This is a genomic window from Inhella sp. (assembly GCF_041912635.1).
Classification (GTDB): domain Bacteria; phylum Pseudomonadota; class Gammaproteobacteria; order Burkholderiales; family Burkholderiaceae_C; genus Inhella.
The window spans coordinates 19171-41796 of record NZ_JAYRMO010000027.1 but is presented as its reverse complement, the minus strand read 5'-3'; the positions used below and the strand labels follow the sequence as shown (position 1 = coordinate 41796).

The following is a 22626-nucleotide window of genomic DNA, read 5'->3' as shown; positions in this document are numbered from 1 at the left end:
CGCCGCGCCGCTCAGCCCGGCCGGTACGCCGCCGCGCTGTCCAGGCCCTCCACCTGGCGGATCAGCTCGGCGCTGAGGCGCAGCAGCTCGGGGCAGCCGGCCTGCTGTTCGGCCGAGAGCGCCCCGGCGCGCTGCAGATCGAGCAGCACGGCCGCGCGCGCATGCAGGGCCTGGTGCGCAACCTGCACGCCGCTGAAGTCGCGCCCGGGCTCGGCGGCCAAACGGCCGTCCAGCCAGCGGCCGAAGCCACACTCGTGCAGGTCCAGCGGGGGCGGCGCGAGGCTGCGGTCGCTCAGCGCGGCCTGCAGCTCGGCCATCCAGGCGCGGTGCTCCACCACGGCATAGAGGCGTGCGCGCGCCGGGCCCTGCAGCGGCCGCGCCTGCTGCCAGCGCGCGGGCGGGTGCCAGCAAGCCAGCCAGTCGGCCACGGCCTCGGCCGGCATGGGGCGGGCGATGCCGTAGCCCTGGCCGTACTCGCAGCCCAGGCTCAGCAGGGCCTCGCCATGCGCCTCGGTTTCCACCCCTTCGGCAATGGCCTGGCGCTGGAAGGCGCGGGCCAGGCCCAACACGCCTTCCAGGATGGCCAGGTCGTCGGGGTCATCCAGCATGTCGCGCACGAAGCTCTGGTCGATCTTGATGCGCTGCGCATCCAGGCGCTTGAGGTAGCTGAGCGAGGAGTAGCCGGTGCCGAAGTCGTCGATGGCGAAGCTCACGCCCAGCTTGCGGCAGCTTTCGATCACCCGCGCCACATGGGCCAGATCGCCCAGCGCGCTACTCTCCAGCACCTCCAGCTCCAGCTGCGCCGGGCGCACGCGCGGGTGCGCGGCCAGGCGCTCGGCCACGTCCAGCTGCAGCAGGTGCTGGCCGGCGATGTTGACGCTGACGGCCAGCTCCAGCCCCTCGGCGCGCCAGTGCTCCAGCTGGCGCAGCGCCTGCTCGATCACCCATTCGCCGATCTGCACCTGCACCACGTGGCTCTCGATCAGGGGCAGGAACTGGCCCGGCAGCAGCAGGCCGCGCACCGGGTGCTGCCAGCGGATCAGGGCCTCCAGCCCGATCAGCTCGCCGCTGCGCAGGTTCACCTTGGGCTGGTAGTGCAGCACGAACTCCTCGCGTTGCAGTGCCTGCTGGATGTCGGCCAGGCCCTCGTGCAGCTCACGCACCGAGCGGTCGTGCTCGGCGTCGAACTGCGCGTAGCGGTTCTTGCCGGCCAGCTTGGCCTGGTACATGGCCAGGTCGGCCTGGCGCAGCAGCTGGTCGCCGTCGACTTCCTCGGCCTGCGGGTAGTAGGTGACGCCCACGCTGGCGCTGAGCTGCAGGGCATGGCCTTCCACCTCGATGGGCTCGGCCGCGGCCTGCACCAGGCGCTGCACCAGGTGCTCGCCATCGGCTGGCTGGGCCAGATCCAGCAGCACCGCCACGAACTCGTCGCCGCCCAGGCGGGCCAGGGTGTCGCCCTCGCGCAGGGTCTGGCGCAGGCGCTCGCCCAGGGCGATCAGCAGCGCGTCGCCCACCTCGTGGCCGTAGCGGTCGTTCACACCCTTGAATCCGTCCAGGTCCAGAAAGGCCAGCGCCACCTTGAGGCCGCGCCGGTGCGCCTGCAGCATGGCCTGGCGCAGGCGATCGGCCAGCAGGGTGCGGTTGGGCAGGCCGGTCAGGGCGTCGAAGTGGGCGATGCGCTCCAGCTCGGACTGGTGGTGCTTGATGGGCGTGATGTCGGCAAACAGGGCCAGGTAGTTGCGCACCTGGCCCTGGGCGTCGAGCAGGCGGCTGATGGTGATGAGCTCGGCAAAGGGCTCGCCGTTCTTGCGCTGGTTCCAGATCTCGCCGCTCCAGTGCCCGGCCTGCTCCAGGCGCTGCCACAGCGTGGCGTAGAAGTCCGCGCCCTGCCGGCCCGAGCTGAGCAGGCGCGGGTTCTGGCCCAGCACCTCGTCGCGGCTGTAGCCGGTGATGCGCGTGAAGGCCTCGTTGACCTCGACGATGCGCCGCTCGGCGTCGGTGATCATGATGGCCTCACGCGAGTGCGTGAAGACCGAGGCAAACAGCTGCAGGCGCGCCTCGGTGGCCTTGCGCTCGGTGATGTCCAGCGCCACGCCCTGCAGGCCGCGCACCGTGCCGCCGGCATCGCGCACGGCCTCGCCGCGCGCCAGCATCCATACATGGCTGCCATCGGGGCGGCGCATCTCCAGCTCCAGCTCGTAGGGCGTGCCGTCCTGCCGGCTGCGCGCCACGGCGGCACTCAGGCGCGCCCAGCTCTCGGGGGTGAAGAGCCGGATCTGCGTCGCGAAATCGGGCGCGGGCTGCTGTGGGTCCAGCCCGGCCAGCGCGTACAGCTGGGGCGACCAGCCGACCTGGCCGCTGGCCAGATCCATGTGCCAGCTGCCCAGGCCGGCAATGCGTTGCGCCTCGTGCAGGGCGCGCGTACCGGCCAGGATCTGGGCGTCGGCCACGCGCTGCCGGCGCTGGTGGAAGCCCAGGCCGGCTGCGCCCAGGCCCAGCACCAGCAGCGTGGCCAGGCCATGCAGGGCGACCATGTCGCGCCACTCGGCCAGGGCCGCGTCGCGCGCGCGGCTCAGGCCGATGCGCAGCGGTTGGTCCATCCGCAGCTCGGGCGACGCCAGGTCCAGCCAGACCTCCAGGCGCTCGCCAGGCTCGACCGCTCTGCCCTCGGCCACAAAGAGCTCGCCGTGCGGATGGCGCAGCTCGGCGCGCACGTCTTCGGCATGGCGGACCGAGGCGAGCAGGGTGTGGGCATAGCTGGGGTCCAGCGTGGCGGTCTGCACGCCGGCAAGCGCGCCGTTGGCCGTCACGCGGGCCCGCGTCAGATTCAGCGCATAGACCCCCAGCACGGTGCGGAAGGGCGGCGAGACGTACAGGGTCTGCGCATCGGGCTGCGCCAGCGCAGCCTGGAAATAGTGGCGCTGGCTGAAATCCTGGCCCACCAGCTCGACGCGGTTGCTGGCCACGGCACGGCCCTGGGCATCGGTGACGATCAGCGTGCGCAGGCCCGGCATGGCCTGCACCAGATCCTGCAGGTCTTGAGCGCGCGTGGCGGGGTCGAGCCCGGGGCGCCGCTGCAGCTGCTCGGGCACGCTGACCAGCACCTGGCGCGTGGCGCGCAGCTGGGCGCCCAGGTTGTCGCGCACCAGACGGGCCTGCGTGGCCAGATGTGCGGTCTCGCGCGCCAGCGTGCGGGCGCGCTGGTGCACGAGGTTCGCCGTCACCAGGGTCAGCAACGCCAGCGCCAGCGCAGCCCACAGCCCCCACTGGGCGCGCGGCGCGCGGCCCAGGGCTCGGGTGATGGGCGACAGGCTCAGCAGCATGGTGCCCGGTTGATCTTAGGAGCCCGCCCTGGCGCTGGGCTGACAGCGTGGGCGGCTGGCCATAAGGGCGGCGGCGCCCGCCGGGTGTCAGCCCTCGGGCTCGATCTCGGTGTCGTCGTCGCCGTCCGGGTCCTCGCGCCGCCCGCTGCCCTTGCGGCGCTTGGCGGCCCGCGCTTCGCGCTTGGCCTCGCGCTCGGCATCCAGCAGCACGGCGGCCGCGGCCCAGGCGGCGAACTGCTCGGGGGTTTCGAGCGTGATACGCCCCAACACGCCCTGGCGGAATTCGTAGATCAGCACCTCGGCGGCCTTCTGCAGATTGACGCGCCCACCGCTTTGCATCGCACCGCGCTGGCGGCCAATCTGGCTCAGAACCTGCTCTTCATCCCCGGTGTGCAGCAACTCGCCCAGCTTGTAGCGCGCCTCCAGCAGGTCCGGGTAGTCGGCGCGCAGGGTCTGCAGCAGGTCCAGGGCCACCACCTCCTCGGTGAAGGCGTTGCGGCCCACGGCGCCGCTGGCGGCCAGGTTCTGGCCGGCCTGGGGGATGGCGATGCGCGGCCACAGCATGCCGGGCGTGTCGAACAAATAGACGTCGTTCTCTAGCACCAGCTTCTGCTCGACCTTGGTGACGCCCGGCTCGTCCGCCGCCTTCACGGCCTTGCGGCCGAGCATGCGGTTGATCAGGGTGCTCTTGCCCACGTTCGGGATGCCGCAGATCAGGATGCGCAGCGGCTTGGCCATGCCGCCGCGGTTCGGTGCCAGCGCCCGGCATTCCTTGCTCAGGGCCGCCACCGGCGCGCGCATGGCGGTGTCCAGGGGAATGGCGCGCGTGGCGGGCTTGGCGTTGTAGTGCGCCAGCCAGGCCTCGGTGCGCACCGGGTCGGCCAGGTCCTGCTTGTTCAAGAGTTTGAGCGTGGGCTTGTGCCCGGTCATCTCGGCCAGCAGCGGGTTGGCGCTGGAGCCCGGGCAGCGTGCGTCCAGCAACTCGATGACGACATCGATGCCTTCCTTGACGCGGTCCTGAATCGCTTTGCGGGTGGCATGCATATGCCCCGGGAACCATTGAATCGACAAACGCGCCACCTTGAAAAACTGCCGCACCACGCGGCCAAGGGGGGCATTGTCCTGTTGCGCGCCCGCACAGGGCCCGGGCAGCGTGCGGCCGGTGCTACAGAATGGGCCGCACCCACGCTTGCCCCTGGAGACCCTGGTGATCCTCGATTTCATCCCCGAAGCCACCCGCGCCGCCGGCCTGGGCGCCCTGATGAAGGGCGCCGGCAAGGTGACGCGCTACATCCCCATCCCCCAACCCACGCTGCTGGTGGGCCCAGGCGCCAGCATCCGGCTGGGCGAGGCCGTGGCCGGCTTCGGCCACCAGAAGCTGCTGATCGTTACCGACGCCATCCTGGCCAAGATGGGCCTGCTCAAGGGCCTGACGGAGGCGCTCAGCGCCGGCGGCGCCGAGTTCGTCGTGTTTGACGAGATCACCCCCGATGCCCCGATCCCGCTGATCGAGCGCGGCATCAAGTTCTTCAAGGAGCACGACTGCGACGCCATCGTGGCCTTCGGCGGCGGCTCCTCGATCGACGCTGCCAAGGCCATGTGCATGGCCATCGCCAACCCCAAGCCGCTGCGCAAGCTGGCCGGCTATTTCAAAGGCCGGCACAACCCGGTCACGCTGTACGCCGTGCCCACCACCGCCGGCACGGGTTCCGAGGTGACGGTGGCGGCCGTGATCTCCGACCCCGCACGCAAGGACAAGATCGTGGTGGTGGACCCGCGCCTGGTGCCGCGCATGGCCGCGCTGGACCCGCAGCTGATGACCGGCCTGCCGCCGCACATCACCGCCGCTACCGGCATCGATGCGCTGACGCACGCGGTCGAAGCCTTTGTGGGCAACTGGGCCACCGAATACACCGACGGCCTGGCCCTGGCCGCCGTGGGCCTGATCTTCGGCAACCTGCGCACCGCCTACCGCGACGGCAAGAACCTGGTGGCGCGCGAGAACATGTCGCTGGCCTCCACCTACGCCGGCATGGCCTTCACACGCGCCAACGTGGGTTATGTACATGCCATCGCCCACCAGTTCGGTGGCCGCTACCACACGCCCCACGGCCTGGCCAACGCCATCATGCTGCCGCTGGTGCTGCGCTTCTCGGCCCCGGCCATCATTCCGCGCCTGGCCAAGCTGGCGGTGCGCGCCAAGCTGGGCGAGGCCTACGAGCGCGACGACGACCTGGCAGAGCGCTTCCTCGATGCCATCGAGCAGCTGAACCGCGACCTCGCCATCCCCACCCAGCTGGCCGCGCTGCAGGAAGCCGATATCCCCGACATCGCCCACGCCGCCCGCCTGGAGGCCGACACCGGCTACCCGGTGCCGCGCTACATGACGCAGGAGCAATGCGAGCTGCTGATCCGCCAGGTGCTGCCGCCCGCGGCCGCCCCGGCCGAGAAGCCCGCACGCAAGAAGGCCACGGCGCCCAGCAAGACCCCCGCCAAGAAGGCCGCCCCCCGCAAGAAGACCGCCTGACCCACCGCCAAGGACCCGACTCATGAAGAAAGTCATCACCGTCACCCTGGGCTCTTCCCAGCAGGATTTCTCCTTCAAGACCCGCTTCCTGGGGCAGGACTTCGAAGTCCAGCGCCTGGGCGCCGACGACGACCTGACGCAGGCCTGGGAGCTGCTGCGCCGCCACCAGGCCGAGGCCGACGCCGTGGGCCTGGGTGAGATCGGCGACCACTACCAGGTGGGCCTGAACTCGGTCGTCAACAAGGAGACCCGGCGCCTCTTGAACGTGGTGACGCGCGTGCCCGCCACCACCGGTGCCACCCTGCGCCGCCTGCTGCAGGTGCGCGCCGTGCGCCATGTGCAGCACGAGCTGGGCAACTACTTCAACAACAACATCGTGTTGTTCCTCTCGGGCATGCGCAATTACGACATGGCCGTGGCCCTGTCCGAGTACACCAAGAACCTGAACTTCGCCGACGCGCTGTTCCAGACCGGCGCGCCCACGATGCTCACCTCGCTGGAACAGCTGGAGCTGTTCGCCAAGGGCACGCGCTGGGTGCTGCCGGGCAAGCCGCGCGAGATCCTGGAAGCCTCGCTCTCCGGCCTGAAGAAGCGCAAGGTGATGGCCGAGGTCGAGCGCGCCCACCTCATCGTCGGCACCTTCGCCGAGATCAAGGCGGTGGGCAATGCCGACAACCTGAACGGCAAGACTGTCATCACCTCCGCGGTGGACGACGACCGCCTCAAGTTCTTCAAGCAGTGCAAGGTCAACCTCGTCATCGACGTCAGCCCCAAACTGTTCGACCAGGTGGTGGGCATCAACGTCATCGAGGCCATGATCCTGGCCGCGCTGGGCAAGCCGCCCGAGGCGGTGTCGGACGACGACTTCACCGAGATCCTGGACGAGCTGCAGATCGCCCCGCGCCTGCTGCACCCGACCGGCAAGTTCCGCAACATCCGCCGCTTCGCCTTCGTGATCCACCCGCTCTCGCAGGAGTTCATCAAGAAGGGCCTGCCCATCCCCAAGGGCACGCCCAAGTTCATCATGAACCAGGTCGAGACCCTGGCCGCGCACATGCCGCCGATGGTCTATTGCAAGATGGAGAACATCGTCTCGCCCACCGGGGCCGAGGCCGAGGGCTGGCTCATCACCGTGGGCGGCACGCCCAAGGAGATGCTGGCACGCAGCCCCGAGTTCACCTACCGCCGCCTGCTGCAGGCGGCCAAGATGGCCGAGAAGCTGGGCGCACAGATCATGGGCCTGGGCGCCTTCACCAAGGTGGTGGGCGACGCCGGCATCACCGTGGCGCGGCGCTCCAGCATCCCCATCACCACCGGCAACAGCTACTCGGCCTCGGGCGCGCTCTGGGCCGCGGCCGATGCCATGCGCCGCATGGGTTTGGTCAAGGTCAAGAAGGGCGACAAGCGCGTGCCCGCCAAGACCATGGTCATCGGCGCCTCGGGCTCGATCGGTTCCGTCTCCGCCCGCCTGCTGGCGATGGCCTTCGACGAAGTGGTCATCGCCGGCCGCGACATGAAGAAGCTTGAGGAGCTGAAGAAGAGCATCCTCAAGGACACGCCCGACGCCAAGGTGGTCTGCTCCACCGACTACGACAGCCTGCTGGCCGACATGGACATGATCGTCACCAGCACCTCGGGTGCAGGCAAGAAGATCCTCGACATCACCAAGGTCAAGCCCGGCTGCGTCATCACCGATGTGGCCCGCCCGCTGGACCTGCCGCCCGAGGAAGTGGCCAAGCGCCCGGACGTGCTGGTGATCGAAAGTGGCGAGATCGAGCTGCCCACCAAGGTGCGCGGCATGAAGAGCATCGGCCTGCCCAACAACGTCATCTACGCCTGCTTGGCCGAGACCATCGTGCTGGCGCTGGAGGGCCGCTTCGAGGTCTTCACCATCGGCCGCGACACCGAGTGGCCCAAGGTCAAGGAGATCTACAAGCTCGGCATCCGCCACGGCATGAAGCTGGCCGCGATCTCGGGCGTGAACGGCGTGTTCAGCGACAAGGACATTGCCAAGGTCGTCAAGCTCGCACTTGAAGCGCGCAAGACCTGGAAGGCCGGCGGCGCGGTGGAAGACGCCAAGCCCGCCAAGAAGGCAGCGGCGCGGAAGAAGGCAGCCGGCAACGGCAGCGCCGAACCCGTGGCCAAGCCGGCGAAGAAGGCCGCTGCGAAGCCGGCGGCGCCGCGCAAGGCGCCGGCCCGCAAGAAGGCTGCAGCGGCCGAATAAGTCGCTCAGACCTCACCACCACCCCCGGCTCGCCGGGGGTTTTTCGTTTCTGCAGCGCCCTCGCCTGTTCTTGGAGCTCGGTGCTGCAAAGCGAGGGTGTGGGGTGGGTGGCGCAGTGAAGTCAAGGCGGAATCCGCTGCGCGGCAGCGCAGCGGAGGGGGACATGAACGGAGCCACCCACCCCGCGCCCTCGCCGCGCCAGACTCACGCAGGAACAGTGCACGACGCACACCACCACCGAGCCCATCAGGGGGCAGGGGCGCTGTGCTCCGTTCATGTCCCCCGGCGCTGTCCTGCCGGACAGCGCCTCCTCCTTTACTTCACTGCGCACAGCGCCCCAGCCCCCTGATGAAGTGACACCGAGAACTTTCGCGAAAAACGCCACCGATGCGGCACAGGACCATGCCTTTCGGCCCTGCTGCGCCCAGACGCTGCTTCCTAGAATTTCGTCCCACGGCCGCCCAGCTCGGGCATCACGGCCCTCCCCTCCCCATGCGCATTCGTCACCAAGCGGCCGTCGGGCTGCTGGCGGTTCTTTTGACCGCCGTTTCCCTGCCCTCGCACAGCCAACAGGCGCCCGTCCAGGCCCCGGCCTTGAGCCTGGAGCAGCTGTTCCGTGCCCAACCCCTGCGCGGTGAAGCCGCCAAGCAGCCGGCCTTCAGCCGCAGCGGGCGCTATCTGGCCTATCTGTGGAACCCCTACGGCGAGCCGGGCAGCGATCTTTATGTGCACGACACCCGCAGCGGCAACACCCTGCGCCTGAGCTCGCCCTCGCTGATAGCCGCGGTGGAAACGCCCGAGAACCTGGAGCGCTTTGACAAGAAGCGCCAGCAGCGCCAGCAGGAATGGGCCGAGCGCCAGGCGCGCGAGGAGGCGCAAGCTGCGTACCTGCGCGGCTCCAACGTGGACCTGAACCAGTGGGAGCGCACGGCGATCGAGGCGCTCAAGAAGGAACTGCAGGCCAAGAAAGAACGCGAGGACGCGCAAAAGGCCGCCGAGAAGCTGGAGGCCGAAGCCGAGAAGCGCGCCATGGCCGAACTGGAGGCCAAGCGCAGCGGCAAGCCCCTGCCACCGGCCGCAGCCGCCTCGGCCGCGGCGCCCACCCCGCCCAAACCGCTGGAGAAGGAAGACTGGGAGTGGCGCGACGAGCTGAAGAAGAAGCAGGCCAAGGACAAGCTCAAACCCACCGACCTCTACCCCGGCGTGGCCCAGTTCGTGTGGGCACATGAGAAGGACGAGCTGGTGTTCCAGTACCGCGGCCAGCTGCTGCGCTGGCAGGCGGGTCAAGCCCAGGCCCAGCCCCTGCTGGCCCTGGGCCGCAACCTGCGCGCCGTGGCCTACAGCCGCGACGACCAGGGCCTGGTGTTCCAGGACGAGACCCGTGTGCTGCGCACCCGCTTTGCCCAGGGCGGCGTGCAGGTGCTGAACCACGAGCTGGTGCACCCCGACGACGCCGAGCGCAAGTACAAGATCGAAGCCACCACCCTGAGCAAGGACGGGCGCTGGATGGCCCTGCTGGCCCGCGCCCCGCTGGGTGAGGAAGGCAAGCCGCCGCCCAAGCCCGGCCGCCAGGTCGAGATCATGGGCTACGACCAACGCTTTGCCACCGCCAAGAAGGTGGACCGCGAAGTGCCGGACGACAAGCGCATGGTGCCGCCCACGGCGCTCTACATCCGCGCCGTGCCGCAAGGCAACGGCCCGCTGCCCAAGCAGCCCGAGCCGGTATTCACCCACAAGGGCGGCGACGTCTGGTTCGAGATGAGCCCGGTGGCCTGGAGCGACGACGGCCGCCACTACAGCTTCGCCACCTGGGAGCGCGAGAAGGAGCTGCTGCGCGTCTACCTGGGCCGCGCCGACGAGCAAGCCAAGCCGGAAGTGGTGATCGAGCGCCGCGGCGACGTGGGCCATGAAGTGGTGAGCGTGCTGCGCCCGCAGTTCACGCCCGACGGCAAGACCCTGGTGACGGTGCTGGACGAGGCCGGCTGGCGCCAGCCCTACGCGCTGGACCTGGCCAGCAAGCAGTTGCGCCCCCTGCTCAAGGGTGAGTTCGAGGCCCACCAGGTGCTCGGCTTCACGCCCGACAGCAAGGCCCTGTTCGTGCTGGCCAACAAGGACGACCTGGCCGCCATGAACGTGTACCGCGCAGACATGGCCAGCGGCCAGATGCAGGCCCTGGGCCAGGCGCCCGACTATCACCGCAACGCCGCCGTCTCGTTTGACGGCCAGCAAGCCGCCGCCGTGGCCGGCCACTGGGCTGCGCCGCCTGAACTCAAGTTGCTGGGTGCCCAGCCCCGCACACTCACCAGCAGCCACCACCCGGCCTTGGCCTCGCTGATGAACACGCTCACCCCCGAGCGCTTCAGCTTCAAGAACCGCCACGGCGACACCCTGCATGCCTACTGGTTCAAGCCCAATGGCTGGCAGGCCAGCGACCGCCGTCCGGCCGTGGTGTACGTGTACGGGGGCCCGCTGAATGACCGCCACAGCGTGGAGACCGACAGCTACCAGCCCACCGCCTACCAGTTCGGCATGTACATGGCCGCCAAGCATGGCTATGTCACCGTCACGCTGGACACGCGCGGCCACTCCAACTACGGCCGCCGCTTCAGCAACGCTAACTGGGAGCAGCCCGGCGTGCCGCAGAGTGAGGACCTGGAAGACCTGCACCGCCACATCGTGCAGAACCTGGGGGTGGACGGCGCCCGCGTGGGCCTGAACGGCTGGAGCTTCGGCGGCTTCCAGACCCAGCACACCCTGTTCACTAAACCCGACCTGTACGCCGCGGGCATTGCCGGTGCCGGCCCCACCGAATGGGAGAACTACAACAGCTGGTACAGCGGCCGCACCATCGGCAAGGTGGACCGCAGCAAGCCCAATCTGCGCAAGTACTCGCTGCTGCCGCTCGCCAAGAACCTCAAGAAGCCGCTGCTGCTGGTGCACGGCATGATGGACCCGAACGTGCTGTACCAGGACACCGTCAATGTCTACCGCGCCCTGCTCGAATCGGGCAAGGAATCGCTGGTGGACCTGTTCCTCGACCCCGAGGGCGAGCACGGCATGGGCGGCGCGGTGAAGACCGCCGGCTGGCATCGCAAGTACGAAGCCTTCTGGCTGCAACACCTCGGCAAGGCCCAGTAAGCAACAAGGCCCCGCGAGGGGCCTTGTTGCTTTTCAAACCCAGCGGTTGTTCGTCAGCTGCACCAGCAGTTCATGGCGCAGCTCCACCCAGCGCTGCAGCGCGCGCTGCACCGTGCTCTCCGCAAAGGCAGTGGCCTGGGCGCTGCGCTTGGCGGCATCGGGTTCGCGCGCCAGCGCGGCGTCCAGCAGCAGCCATTCGCTCTGCAGGGCGGCCTCGAAGGCATCTCGCCGCTGCTGCACCAGGGGCAGCGCGCGCTGCCAGCCCAGGCGCATCAGGTTGTCGACGAAGTCCACCGCCCAGCGCAGCGAGCCGGTACTGAAGCGATCGGGGTCGTAGTCGCGCACCGGCTCGGGCATCTGGCGCGTGGCCAGCGAGAAGGGCAGCCAGGGCGCGGCAATCGGGTTGTCCAGCGCCAGCCAGTACACGCCGGCGGCGTCGTGCGCGCGGTCGCTGCGCAGCTGGCTGATGGCGGCGTAATGGCCGAAGTGGCGCGCCACCGGGCGCCGGCGCGTCAGGCGCAGCAGGCGCGTCAGCTCCGGGCCCGGGAAGGGCGTGGCGAGCTCGCTCTTGCGGCTTTTGCCCTCGGAGTCCTGCACCGTCCACTGCGGCTGGGCCGTCAGGTCGTAGACCGTGCCGGCGAAGGTGTCACGGTGAAAGGCCATCAGGTCCGCCAGCGCCAGCGGCCGCTCGGGACGGATGGACATGGGGTAAAGGTCGATCGGCTCCAAGGCTTGGACGTAAGCGTCCAGGGTCTGGTGCGCATCGGGCCCGAGCTGGCGCTGCGGCCATTCGCGCAGGCTGGGGGCAAAGCGCTGGTGGAACAGCCACAGGCGCGAGAGTGCCCATTCGCGCGGCAGCGGCGTGAAGGCATTGCGCCAATGCAGCGACTGCCCCGGCGCCAGCCAGCCGCGCGCCTGCGCGAATTCGATGACGCCGCGGCCGATGCGCACGTCCGGGTCGGCCGGGGCCAGCTCGGTCAGCACGCTCCAGTTGGCCACCACCAGGGCCTGATCGCGGGCGATGCGCCGCGCCGCCCACAGCGCGCCGGGCTGGCCGCTGTCCTTGCGCCAGCCCTTGCCGACGCCAAAGACCTCCATCACCCAGGCGTCCTGCGGGTCGGCCAGCAGCAGCAGCTCGCCGCCATCGCCGCAGGAGGGCAGGAAGCCCTGCGCCTCCATCAGACGGCCGATCAGTTCCACGGCCTCCTGCGCCTGGGTGCAACGCTGCAGCGCCAGCGCCATGGCCTGCTCGATGGTCAGGCAACCCTCCCCTTCGCCGCGCAGCGCCACCAGCTCGGGGCGCTGGCTGGTGGTGCTTTCGGCCAGGGCCAGCTGGTGTTCGTTCAGGTGCGGGTAGGCGCTGTGCAAGTAGGCATGCGTGCGCGCCACCTGGGGAATCTGCCCCAGCACCTCGCCGAAGTCCTCCGGGTCGGGGCGAACATCCTGGATGCCGGCGTACAAGCTCGCCACGCTGCCGGGTTCATGCGTGGCCGCCGGCACGCGACGCACGCGCGAGTCCTGGCCGGTGTCCGAGTGGCTGAGCAGGGTGCTGCCATCGGCGCTGGCGCCGGGGCCGACGAAGATCACGGTGCACATAGAGACCTCGATTGCATAATGGATCCAATTATCCGGAGAAGCTGAGATGACGATTGGAGTGGGGGGCCTGAGCCCCGAACAGGCCCTGGCAACGCTGCAGCCCATGCTGGCCGGTGCGCAGGACATCCAGCCGGCCGAGTACCAGGCGCGCATCGCCAAGGTGCAGGGCCTGCTGCGCGAGCAGGGGCTGGCCGGCCTGCTGCTGTACGCGGGCACCAACCTGCGCTATTTCACCGGCCTGCGCTGGCGCGCCAGCGAGCGCTTCGTGGGCGCGCTGCTGCCGGCCGAAGGGCCGCTGCATTACATCGCCCCGGCCTTCGAGCGCGGCACGGTGGAAGAGCTGCTGCTGCTGCCCGGCCCCCTGCACACCTGGGAAGAGCACGAGAGCCCCTACGAGCTGATCCGCGGCCTGGTGCCCGGCCCCGTGCTGCTGGCGCTGGATGAGAGCGCGCCCTGCTTCGTCGTCGACGGCCTGCAGCACGCCGGCCTGGTGCTGCGCAATGGCCACGACCTGACGGCCGAGTGCCGCATGCACAAATCGCCCGCCGAACTGGCGCTGATGCAGCGCGCCTTTGACATGACCCTGGCCGTGCACCGCGCCACGGCCTCGATGCTGCGCACCGGCATCCGCACGGACGAAGTCGAGGCCTTCATCGACCAGGCGCACCGGCGCGTGGGCGCGGCCGGCAACAGCTTCGTCATCGTGCTCTTCGGCGTGGCCAGCTCCTTCCCGCATGGTGTCAAGGAGCCGCAGGTTTTGAAGGACGGCGACATGGTGCTGATCGACACCGGCTGCTATGTGCATGGCTACAGCTCGGACATCACACGCAGCTATGTGTTCGGCACGCCCGACGCCGAGACGCGCCGCCTGTGGAACCTGGAAAAAGCCGCTCAGGCCGCCGCCTTTGCCGCCGCCCGGCTGGGCCAGCCCTGTGAGGTGGCCGACGCCGCCGCGCGCCAGGTGCTGGAGGCCGGCGGCCTGGGCCCTGACTACGCCCTGCCCGGCCTGCCGCACCGCACCGGCCACGGCATTGGCCTGGACATCCACGAGCGCCCCTACCTGGTGCGCGGCGAACGCACGCCGCTGGCTCCGGGGATGTGCTTCAGCAACGAGCCCATGATCGTGGTGCCGGGCCGCTACGGCATCCGGCTGGAAGACCACTTCTACATGACGGCCCAGGGCCCGCGCTGGTTCACGCCGCCGGCGCACGCGGTGGACGACCCGTTCGGCTTGCAGGTCTGATCAACCCGCCTCGTCACCCCAGGGCAGCATCAGCGTCAGCAGGGTCAGCTTCTCGAACTCGGGCTCGAACTGGGCAATGATGGCCTCGGGGTCGGGGCACAGGCCGGCGTCGGTGATCAGGCCGAACTGCACCTTGCCCGCGTAGGTCAGGATGCTGACGCCCATGCCAATATCGCCGCTCTGCGGCACCCAGAACATCACCTTTTCCACCGTGCTGCCGCAGAAGCTCAGGGCCTTCTGCGGGCCCGGCACATTGGTCATCACCGCCGTGGCCTTCTTGGCGAAGATGTTCAGCATGGCGTGCTGCACCGGCTTGATCAGCAGGCCCGCCACCGCCAGCAGGCCAAAGGCCATGATGGGCTGGAAGCTGCCCTTGAGCTCCTGCATGCGCTCGCGCACGGCGAACAGGCGTTCCACCGGGTTGGCGATGCCGATCGGCAGCACCAGCGGCACCAGGCCGAAGCGGTTGCCGAGCTGGTAGGCCTTTTCCAGCGGGCGCAGGTTCACCGGCACCATGGCGCGGATCTCCTGGCCCTCGGGGTCGTCGCCCTTGGCGCGCAGGTAGGCGCCGATGGCGCCGGCCACGCAACTCAGCAGCACGTCGTTCACCGAGGCCCCCAGCGCCTTGCCCACCGCCTTGACCTGCTCCAGCCCCAGGCCATCAGCCCAGGCCACGGTCTTGCTCGGGCCCGGCTTGCCCTTCAGCCGGGTGTGCGAGTCATCCGGCATCAACGCAAAGGCCGTCACATCGCTCACCGCCTGGTAGCCCAGCTTGGCCATGTGCAGCGTGGCGTCCACCGGCGTGTCGGGCGCGATCAGCAGGTCCATGCCCTTGGCCGCGCCTTTGCCGGCCAGGTGGACGGCATTCACCGTCATGTCGGTGATCGGACGCAGCAGGGTGTCGACGATCCAATCCGCCTCGCTCTCGGGTTCGGGTTCACGCCGGCGCCGTGGCGGCGGCGCGCCGCCATCGGTGATGGAGAGCATCACGGCGATCAGCGCGATGCCGTCGCCGATGCAATGGTGGATGCGCGCCACCAGCGCCGACTGGCCCTCCACGTCCTCGATCAGCTCGAACTTCCACAGGGGGTGCTTGGGGTCCAGCGGTTCGGAGGCCAGCGCGCCCACATGGGCCTGCAGGGCCTGCGTGGCCGTCTGCCCCGGTTCGCGCTGCAGCACGGCGCGCTGCACATGGCGGCTGATGTCGAAATCCGGGTCCTCCACCCACTCGGCGCCCAGCACGTCCTCGCGCACGAACTGGCGGAAGCGCCGGTAGGGCAGCAGGCGTTCGACACAGCGCTGGCGCAGCGCATCCAGCGAGATGCTGGGCTTCAGGAACCAGACCCCGACGATCATCATCAGGTTCTCGGGCGTGTCCATCCGCAGCCAGGCGGTGTCGACACGGCTCATGCGCTCGGTGCTGAGGCTCATGGAGTGCGGGCTCTAAGGGGGGATTCGCCGGGATTCTGTCGCTAACATGGCCCGCACCCTTCCCTCTTTAGCCGGGCTGTTGACCCAAGGAGACACGATGAGCCTGAAAGCGAAATTCGAAAAAGCCGTGGCCGATTCCAAGAAGCTCTCGGAGCGCCCGGACAACGCCACCCTGCTGCAGCTGTACGCGCTCTACAAGCAGGCCACCGAAGGCGACAACGAGACCAAGAAGCCCGGCATGATGGATATGGTGGGCCGCGCCAAGTGGGGCGCCTGGGATGAGCTCAAGGGCAAGAGCCCGGAGGATGCGATGCAGGAGTACATCGATCTGATCGAGAGCTTGAAATAGTCCCCCAGGGGGCTGAGTGCGGACTTGGACAGTCCTGAGGACTGACCAAGCCTCACGAAGGCCGAGGCCTCAGGCCCTCGGCGGCGCCAGCGGCCCGGCAAAGCCGGTTCCGCGGTGGCACTGGATCAAGAGCGCGGCCCTTTCGGGCCGCGTTTCATTTCCGCTTCTTAGGCGATTTGGCCTTGGCGGCCAGCAGCCTGTCGAGCTCCTTCTCGATCTCGCTCTCGATCGTGCCGCGCAGCGCGCCCAGCAGCAGGCCCAGCTTGGCCTTGAGCTCGAAGGTGTCGGCCGTGACCACCAGCTCGCCCTTGACGCCGCTGCGCGTGAACTCGATGGTGTCGCTGTCGTCGCCTTCGTAGACCGTGCACTCCATGCCCAGGCGGGCTTCGGCGTCTTCGGCCCATTGCCAGGCCACTTCGCGGGCGCGCGCCATGCCGAGGTGGTGATCGCGGTGGATGTGGATGGTGGACATGGGCTTCAGGTTAGCAAGGCATCGCGCTCGGCGCGGGGAAGGCGGGCCAACCGGGCCACTTCGGCGTGGAAGTCCGGCCAGTGCCGCCCCAGGCGTTCAAACAGGGCTTCAAAGGCCGGCACGCGCTGGTGGTAGGTGGCCAGCAGGGCCAGGTGCGCATTGTTGGCAGCCTGCGCCCAGGCGCGGTAACCCGAGTAACCCGGATCCTGCACGGCCAGGGCGTCGATCTGCTCGCGCAGTTGCGTGAAGCGTTCCGCCTTGGCGCGGGCGCGATCCCGGGTGTCATCTGCGTAGATCGCGCGCAGCTCGTCGCGCGCCTGCACGGCCAGGGCCTGCCAGCGGGCACGGCGCTGTTCGCGCGCCTCGTCCAGCGCCTGCAGTTGCGCGTCGGGGTGGGCGGCCCACCAGGCCTGCAGGCCCAGGCGCTCCACCGCCGTGGCGTAGGCTTCGTTGAAGCCGCTGTCGTCGGGCGAATAGGCGGCTTGGTGCGCCAGCTCATGAAAGATCAGGCGCGCCGTCTCGGGCAGGCCGCCGCGCAGAAAGGTGGAAAGCAGGGGGTCGCCGCCCAGCCAGTTGCTGTAGCCCAGGGTGGAGTAGGCCGGCACGCCGTAGCTGTAGACGTCCCAACCCTCGGCCTGGAGCTGTGCGGCCAGGGCCTCGGCCTCGGCCTTGCTCGGGTAGCCGCGGTAGCCCACGCAGCCCATCACCGGGAAGCACCAGCGCTTGAGCTCGATGGCAAACACCGGTGCGGCCACCACGTTCCACACCACGGCAGGCTGGGGCAGCTCCACATAGCGGCGGTAGCTCGCGTTGTCCGGCAGGGCCAGGGCCTGGCTGGCGAAGGCGCGCAGGCGCTGGGCCTGGGCCAGGCGCTCGCGCAGCGCGGCCGGGGTGCTGGTGTCGGCCAGCCAGTCGTCAATCGGCCGCGCCTGCTTCAGCAGGTCCAGATGGCTGCCCAAGGCATTGGCCCGGTAGCGCCACTCGGCGCAACCGCCCAGCAGGGGCAGGGCCAGCAGCGCGCGCCGCTTCAAGCCGCTTCGACCTCGACCAGACAGTCGTAGAAGCTGGCCCCGCCGCCCAGGTCCGTCAGGCCCTGGTGGGTCAGCTCGTTGACGTTCTTGCCGTCCACGCCGAACTTGCGCCACCACACGCCCAGGCCGTTCACCACGCCGGGCCGGGCGCGGCCGTTCAGGGCCACGCGCAGGCGCTGCTCGCCGCGGGCGTTGAACACGCGGGCCCAGGCGCCATCGCTCAGGCCGCGCGCGGCGGCGTCCTCGGCATGCATCTCCAGCACCGGCTCGCGCTCGATGTCGCGCAGGCTCTGCACGTTGACGAAGCTGCTGTTGAGGAAATTGCGCGCCGGCGGCGAAATCATCGCCAGCGGGTAGCGCGTGGCCAGGGCCGGCGCGGTCTCCATGCTCTCCAAGTTGGGCACGAAATCGGGCAGGCCGATCTCGGGGTGGTCGGCCCAGACCTTGCCATGCGGCGTGGGCCAGCCGCCCTCGGCGAAGGGCGCCTCGGGCAGCGGCAGGGGCACGAAGCCGTTGGCGCGCAGTTGCTCGAAGTCGATGTCCTTCAAGGCCTGGCGCGCCAGGGTCTCGTCGTCCTCCTGCGCCCAGGCCTCGGCGCCGAAGCCCAGGGCCGCGGCCAGCTCGCGAAAGATCTGCGTGTTCGGCTTGGCCTGGCCCAGCGGGGCGATGGCTGGTTCGTTGATGAGCACATCGGTGTGGCCGTAGCTGGTGTGCACGTCCAGGTGCTCCATCTGCGTGGTGGCCGGCAGCACGTAGTCGGCCAGGTCGGCGGTGTCGGTCATGAACTGCTCGATCACCACCGTGAACAGATCGGGCCGCTGCAGGCCGCGCACCACCTGGCCGTTTTCGGGTGCCACCGCCGCCGGGTTGCTGTTGTAGACCACCAGGGCCTCGATGGGCGGCTCGGCGCGCAGCAGGGCGTCGCCAATGGCGCTCATGTTCACCATGCGCGGCGTGCGCGCGCCCAGCAGGTCCGGGCGCTCCAGCGCGTCGTTGTTCTTGTAGGGCGCCGCGTAGCCGGATGTGGAGAGCAGCAGGCCGCCGGCCCGGTGCTTCCAGGCGCCCACCAGGCAGGGCAGCAGAGCGATCAGGCGCACCGCATTGCCGCCACCGCGCACGCGCTGCATGCCGTAGTTCAGGCGGATGGCCGCGGGCGCGGTGGTGCCGTAGTCGCGCGCCAGGTTCTGGATCTGTTCAACGCTCAGGCCGGTGAGGGGCGCAGCCCGCTCGGGCGCCCACTGCAGCGCGCGTTCGCGCAGCTGCGGCCAGCCGTCGACGAAGCGCTCTAGGTAGTCATGGTCCAGCCAGTCGTTGCGGATCAGCTCGTGCATCAGCGCCAGCGCCAGCGCGCCGTCGCTGCCCGGGCGCAGAGCCAGGTGCTCGTGGCATTTGTCGGCGGTTTCGGTGCGGCGCGGGTCGATGCAGATCAGCTTGGCGCCGTTGCGCTTGGCCTGGTTGGCGTAGGTCCAGAAATGCAGATTGCTGGCGATGCTGTTGCTGCCCCAAATCAAGATCAGCTGGCTCTCTGCAAAGAAGCGCAGGTGCATGCCCACGCGCGAGCCGTAGGTCAGGTTCAGCGCAGCGGCGCCGGCGCTGGCGCAGATGGTGCGGTCCAGCCGCGCGGCGCCCAGGCGGTTCCAGAGCCGGTCGGCCATCGAGCCCCCCTGCAGCAGGCCCATGGTGCCGGCGTAGGAGTAAGGTTGGATGCGCTGCGGGTCGCGCGCGGCGATGGCGCCCAGGCGGGCAGCAATGTCGGCCAGCGCGGCTTCCCAGCTCACCGGCTCAAACCGCGGTGGCTCGGTCTTGGCGCTGACGCGCTTGAGCGGCGTCAGCACCCGGTCCGGGTGGTGGGTGCGTTCGGGGTAGCGGCTGACCTTGGTGCACAGCGCGCCATGGGTGCTGGGGTGGTCCGCCCGGCCCTGCACCTTGATGACCTTGCCGGCCTGCACATGCACCTGCAGCGCACAGGTGTCGGGACAATCGTGGGGGCAGGCGCCATTGACCACGCGCACATCGGAACTCGCATTCATGCGGGCATGATGGCAGAGAAGGTTTAGACCTTGTCCGTCCATGGGTGGACGGAGGCTGGCGAGATGATTCGGGATGCGGGGCAAGGCGCAACACCGCAGCAATGCCGGGTGGCATTGCGAGGATTTGCAACGCCGCCCAGCGCCTGAATCGTCCGCCATGCCGACCCCGCCCATGGAGCGGACAAGGTCCCATCCCATGCCCAAGTCACGTTTTGATCTCATTGTTCTCGGCGCCACCGGCTTCACCGGCCGCCAACTGGTGCGCGCCCTGCGCCGGCAAGCCGCCGGGCGCGGCCTGAAGCTGGCGCTGGCCGGAAGGCGGCCCGAGGCCCTGGCCGAACTGGCCGGCAGCGATTTCGCCACCCTGGCCGCCGACCTGGACCAGCCCGAATCCATCGAAGCCCTGGCTCGTCGCGGCCGTGTGCTGCTGAACCTGGCCGGGCCGTATGCCGAGCGCGGCGAGGCCGTGCTGCTGGCTTGCCTGCAGGCCGGTTGCCACCACCTGGACCTGAGCGGCGAGACCTTCTGGATGCGCCGCATGGTGCAGCGCCACCACGCCCTGGCCTTGCGCCGCAAGACCCTGGCCGTGCACGCCTGCGGCTACGAGGCCCTGCCCTTCGAACTCTGCGCCCAGGGCGCCGCCCAGGCGCTGCAGCAAAGAAGTGGCGAGCGCCTGGCCGGCCTGAACATCGCCGTGCACTTCACCGGCCCGCCGCTGTCGCGCCTGGGCGATGCGATCAGTGGCGGCACCCTGGCTTCCATGCGCATGGTGCTGGCGCACGACCACGGCAACAGCCTGCAGCGCATGGACTGCCTGCTGCCTGAAGACCTGCCAGCGGGCTGGAATGCCAATGCCGTGGCTCTGGCCAATGCGGCACCGCTCTCACCCTGGTGGGACGACGCCGCCGGCTCGGTGCTGGCGCCGGCCCTGCCCGCGCCTTTCGTCAACCCACCGCTGCTGCTGCGCTCGGCCGCGCTGGCGCCGGAGCGCTTTGCGCCGAACTTCCGCTACCGCGAGGGCCTGGCGATGCGAGACCTGGCCGAGCGCCTGCTCGCCCCCTTCAGCCGCCACGCCCCGGGCAGCGACAGCCTGCTGGCGCGCTGGACCCTGGCGGGCCTGGGCGGCGCCAGCCTGGCGGCGCAGTGGTCGGCCGCGGCGGCCATTGCCGCGCCGCTGGCGGCCTTTGCCTCGGCCACGCAGTCCGACGCCGCGCGCCAGGCCCTGCAGACCCTGCTGGAGCGCTTCGGCCCCAAGCCCGGCGAAGGCCCCTCGGACGCCGCGCTGGACGCCATGGGCTACGAGCTGCACTGGCAGGCGCAGGGCGAGGCCGGCAGCCAGTTGCGCGGCAAGCTCAGCGCCCGCGGCCACCCGGGCTACCGCTCCACCCCTGAGATGATGGCGGCCGTGGGCCTGGCCCTGGCCGAGGGCCGCCTGGGCCGCGGCCGCGCCGGCGTGCTCAGCCCCGGCGCCGCCTTCGGCCCTGAGGCCCTGCCCCTGCTGCACGACGCAGGACTGAACTGGACGATCCAAGATGAAGCTGCTTGACACCCTGCTCGCCGCGGGCGAAGACCTGACCCGCATTCGCCGCGACATCCACCAGCACCCCGAGCTCTGCTTCCAGGAGCAGCGCACCTCGGATCTGATTGCCAAGCAACTGGAGACCTGGGGCATTCCGGTGATCCGGGGCTTGGGGACCACCGGCGTGGTCGGCGTCGTCAAGGGCGGCGACAGCCCGCGCGCTGTGGGTTTGCGCGCCGACATCGACGCCCTGCCGATGACCGAGCACAACCACTTCCCGCATGCCAGCGTGCACGCCGGCAAGATGCACGCCTGCGGGCACGACGGCCACACCACCATGCTGCTGGCCGCGGCCAAGCACCTGGCCGAACACCGCAACTTCGACGGCACGGTCTACCTGATCTTCCAGCCCGCCGAAGAAGGCGGCGGCGGTGCGCGCGAAATGATCAAGGACGGGCTGTGGCAGCAATGCCCGATGGACGCCGTGTTCGGCATCCACAACTGGCCCGGCATGCCCGCCGGCACGTTCTCGCTGGCCAGCGGCCCGGTGTTCGCCAGCAGCAACGAGTTCAAGATCGTGCTCAAGGGCAAGGGCGCGCATGGCGCCATGCCCCACCTCGGCCTGGACCCGGTGCCCGCCGCCTGCCAGCTGGTGCAGGCCTTCCAGACCATCATCAACCGCAACAAGCGGCCGATCGACACCGGCGTCATCTCGGTCACCATGATCCATGCCGGCGAGGCCACCAATGTCATCCCCGAGGCGGTGACGCTGGAAGGCACGGTGCGCACCTTCACGGTGGAGGTGCTGGACCTGATCGAGCGCCGCATGAAGGAACTGAGCGAGAACCTGGCCGCCGGCTTCGAGCTGCAGTGCCAGTTCGAATTCCGGCGCAACTACCCGCCCACGGTGAACCACGCCAAGGAGACCGAGTTCGTGCGCCGCACCCTCACGGCCATGGGCGCGAAGGTGGAGCACTTCGAGCCCACCATGGGCGCCGAGGACTTCAGCTACTACCTGCTGGACAAGCCCGGCTGCTATTTCCTCATTGGCAACGGCGAGGGCCAGCACCGCGAGGGCGGCCACGGTTTAGGCCCCTGCACCCTGCACAACCCCAGCTACGACTTCAACGACCACCTGATCCCGGTCGGCGGCTCGATGTGGGTGAATCTGGTCGAAGCCTGGTTCAAGGAGCAGCAGGCATGAACGAGGAACAAGTCATCGCTGACACCCGCGCCTGGGTCGACAAGGCCGTCATCGGCCTGAACCTCTGCCCCTTCGCCAAGCAGGTGCAGGTCAAGGGCCAGGTGCGCTACGTCGTCAGCCAGGCCACGAAGGTTGAGGACCTGCTGTACGAACTGGCCAATGAGCTGAACCGGCTTGTGGACACGCCGCCCGACGAGACCGACACCACCCTGCTGATCCACCCCCAGGTGCTGACGGACTTTCTGGACTACAACGACTTCCTCGAAGCCGCCGACGCCCTGGTGGCCGACATCGGGCTGGAAGGCGTGCTGCAGGTCGCCAGCTTTCACCCCCAGTACCAGTTTGAGGGCACCGCGCCCGACGACATCACGAACTACAGCAACCGCTCGCCCTACCCCACGCTGCATTTGCTGCGCGAGGAGTCGATCGACCGCGCCGTGGCCGCCTTCCCCGAGGCCGAATCCATCTTCGAGGCGAACATGGACACGCTGGAAAAGCTGGGGATCGAAGGCTGGCAGAAGCTCGGTCTGAAGCCCTGA

General features: G+C 69.4%; 15 protein-coding genes. 8 read left to right on the top strand and 7 right to left on the bottom strand.

Annotation, left to right across the window (positions count from 1 at the left end; translation table 11 throughout):
- Window positions 1–11: 11 nt before the first annotated feature.
- Both ACE3QP_RS15685 and ylqF read right to left on the bottom strand, forming a co-directional pair.
- A complete protein-coding gene (locus ACE3QP_RS15685; protein WP_374437422.1) occupies window positions 12–3323 on the bottom strand; it encodes an EAL domain-containing protein in 3312 nt (1103 codons plus the stop codon).
- Between the two features lie 87 nt (window positions 3324–3410).
- Window positions 3411–4394: a ribosome biogenesis GTPase YlqF gene (ylqF, locus tag ACE3QP_RS15680; RefSeq protein WP_374437421.1), complete on the bottom strand. Its 984-nt coding sequence runs from the start codon at window positions 4392–4394 to the stop codon at window positions 3411–3413.
- 136 nt (window positions 4395–4530) lie between these two features.
- Between ylqF and ACE3QP_RS15675 the strand changes: the two genes are divergently transcribed.
- The 3 genes from ACE3QP_RS15675 to ACE3QP_RS15665 all read left to right on the top strand — a co-directional run bounded on the left by ACE3QP_RS15675 (window position 4531) and on the right by ACE3QP_RS15665 (window position 11212).
- The gene (locus tag ACE3QP_RS15675) at window positions 4531–5850 is read left to right on the top strand and encodes an iron-containing alcohol dehydrogenase (RefSeq protein ID WP_374437420.1); all 1320 of its coding nucleotides are present in this window, start codon (window positions 4531–4533) and stop codon (window positions 5848–5850) included.
- 22 nt (window positions 5851–5872) lie between these two features.
- Window positions 5873–8074: a saccharopine dehydrogenase NADP-binding domain-containing protein gene (locus ACE3QP_RS15670; protein ID WP_374437419.1), complete on the top strand. Its 2202-nt coding sequence runs from the start codon at window positions 5873–5875 to the stop codon at window positions 8072–8074.
- 492 nt (window positions 8075–8566) lie between these two features.
- On the top strand, window positions 8567–11212 hold the full coding sequence (locus ACE3QP_RS15665; RefSeq protein ID WP_374437418.1) for a prolyl oligopeptidase family serine peptidase: 2646 nt from the start codon (window positions 8567–8569) through the stop codon (window positions 11210–11212).
- Window positions 11213–11245: 33 nt separating this feature from the next.
- Here the strand turns inward: ACE3QP_RS15665 and ACE3QP_RS15660 are convergent, their stop codons facing one another.
- Window positions 11246–12808 (bottom strand): C69 family dipeptidase, encoded by a 1563-nt coding sequence (locus ACE3QP_RS15660; RefSeq protein WP_374437417.1) that lies wholly within the window; start codon window positions 12806–12808, stop codon window positions 11246–11248.
- Window positions 12809–12854: 46 nt separating this feature from the next.
- On the opposite strand from ACE3QP_RS15660, the gene ACE3QP_RS15655 reads away from it, so the two are divergent.
- Window positions 12855–14051, top strand: coding sequence for a M24 family metallopeptidase (locus ACE3QP_RS15655; protein WP_374437416.1), 1197 nt, complete (start codon window positions 12855–12857; stop codon window positions 14049–14051).
- Here the strand turns inward: ACE3QP_RS15655 and ACE3QP_RS15650 are convergent, their stop codons facing one another.
- Window positions 14052–15482 (bottom strand): wax ester/triacylglycerol synthase family O-acyltransferase, encoded by a 1431-nt coding sequence (locus ACE3QP_RS15650; RefSeq protein ID WP_374437415.1) that lies wholly within the window; start codon window positions 15480–15482, stop codon window positions 14052–14054.
- Window positions 15483–15579: 97 nt separating this feature from the next.
- Between ACE3QP_RS15650 and ACE3QP_RS15645 the strand changes: the two genes are divergently transcribed.
- Window positions 15580–15831, top strand: coding sequence for an acyl-CoA-binding protein (locus ACE3QP_RS15645; RefSeq protein WP_374437414.1), 252 nt, complete (start codon window positions 15580–15582; stop codon window positions 15829–15831).
- Window positions 15832–15985: 154 nt separating this feature from the next.
- On the opposite strand, the gene ACE3QP_RS15640 is transcribed toward ACE3QP_RS15645, so the two are convergent.
- Genes ACE3QP_RS15640 through ACE3QP_RS15630 form a run of 3 tightly spaced genes read right to left on the bottom strand, consistent with a single transcriptional unit; the run spans window position 15986 to window position 19364 of the window.
- On the bottom strand, window positions 15986–16303 hold the full coding sequence (locus tag ACE3QP_RS15640; protein WP_374437413.1) for a polyhydroxyalkanoic acid system family protein: 318 nt from the start codon (window positions 16301–16303) through the stop codon (window positions 15986–15988).
- 5 nt (window positions 16304–16308) lie between these two features.
- Complete coding sequence (locus tag ACE3QP_RS15635; RefSeq protein WP_374437412.1) at window positions 16309–17334, bottom strand: aminopeptidase; 1026 nt, start codon at window positions 17332–17334, stop codon at window positions 16309–16311.
- On the bottom strand, window positions 17331–19364 hold the full coding sequence (locus tag ACE3QP_RS15630) for a molybdopterin-dependent oxidoreductase (RefSeq protein WP_374437411.1): 2034 nt from the start codon (window positions 19362–19364) through the stop codon (window positions 17331–17333). The genes ACE3QP_RS15635 and ACE3QP_RS15630 overlap by 4 nt, the downstream gene beginning before the upstream one ends.
- Window positions 19365–19560: 196 nt before the next feature.
- Between ACE3QP_RS15630 and ACE3QP_RS15625 the strand changes: the two genes are divergently transcribed.
- The 3 genes from ACE3QP_RS15625 to ACE3QP_RS15615 are packed head-to-tail and all read left to right on the top strand — an operon-like array spanning window position 19561 to window position 22626.
- On the top strand, window positions 19561–20910 hold the full coding sequence (locus tag ACE3QP_RS15625; RefSeq protein ID WP_374437410.1) for a saccharopine dehydrogenase NADP-binding domain-containing protein: 1350 nt from the start codon (window positions 19561–19563) through the stop codon (window positions 20908–20910).
- A complete protein-coding gene (locus ACE3QP_RS15620; protein WP_374437409.1) occupies window positions 20897–22087 on the top strand; it encodes a M20 aminoacylase family protein in 1191 nt (396 codons plus the stop codon). Before ACE3QP_RS15625 ends, ACE3QP_RS15620 begins: the two co-directional genes overlap by 14 nt.
- On the top strand, window positions 22084–22626 hold the full coding sequence (locus ACE3QP_RS15615) for a DUF1415 domain-containing protein (protein WP_374437408.1): 543 nt from the start codon (window positions 22084–22086) through the stop codon (window positions 22624–22626). Before ACE3QP_RS15620 ends, ACE3QP_RS15615 begins: the two co-directional genes overlap by 4 nt.

What these genes read in the sequence shown, in the direction of transcription:
- ACE3QP_RS15645 (WP_374437414.1), top strand. Translation starts at nt 15,580, where the DNA reads ATGAGCCTGAAAGCGAAATTCGAAAAAGCCGTGGCCGATTCCAAGAAG.
- ACE3QP_RS15655 (WP_374437416.1), top strand. Translation starts at nt 12,855, where the DNA reads ATGACGATTGGAGTGGGGGGCCTGAGCCCCGAACAGGCCCTGGCAACG.
- ACE3QP_RS15665 (WP_374437418.1), top strand. Translation starts at nt 8,567, where the DNA reads ATGCGCATTCGTCACCAAGCGGCCGTCGGGCTGCTGGCGGTTCTTTTG.
- ACE3QP_RS15670 (WP_374437419.1), top strand. Translation starts at nt 5,873, where the DNA reads ATGAAGAAAGTCATCACCGTCACCCTGGGCTCTTCCCAGCAGGATTTC.
- ACE3QP_RS15640 (WP_374437413.1), bottom strand. Translation starts at nt 16,303, where the DNA reads ATGTCCACCATCCACATCCACCGCGATCACCACCTCGGCATGGCGCGC.
- ACE3QP_RS15660 (WP_374437417.1), bottom strand. Translation starts at nt 12,808, where the DNA reads ATGTGCACCGTGATCTTCGTCGGCCCCGGCGCCAGCGCCGATGGCAGC.
- ACE3QP_RS15620 (WP_374437409.1), top strand. Translation starts at nt 20,897, where the DNA reads ATGAAGCTGCTTGACACCCTGCTCGCCGCGGGCGAAGACCTGACCCGC.
- ACE3QP_RS15625 (WP_374437410.1), top strand. Translation starts at nt 19,561, where the DNA reads ATGCCCAAGTCACGTTTTGATCTCATTGTTCTCGGCGCCACCGGCTTC.
- ACE3QP_RS15685 (WP_374437422.1), bottom strand. Translation starts at nt 3,323, where the DNA reads ATGCTGCTGAGCCTGTCGCCCATCACCCGAGCCCTGGGCCGCGCGCCG.
- ACE3QP_RS15630 (WP_374437411.1), bottom strand. Translation starts at nt 19,364, where the DNA reads ATGAATGCGAGTTCCGATGTGCGCGTGGTCAATGGCGCCTGCCCCCAC.
- ACE3QP_RS15615 (WP_374437408.1), top strand. Translation starts at nt 22,084, where the DNA reads ATGAACGAGGAACAAGTCATCGCTGACACCCGCGCCTGGGTCGACAAG.
- ACE3QP_RS15650 (WP_374437415.1), bottom strand. Translation starts at nt 15,482, where the DNA reads ATGAGCCTCAGCACCGAGCGCATGAGCCGTGTCGACACCGCCTGGCTG.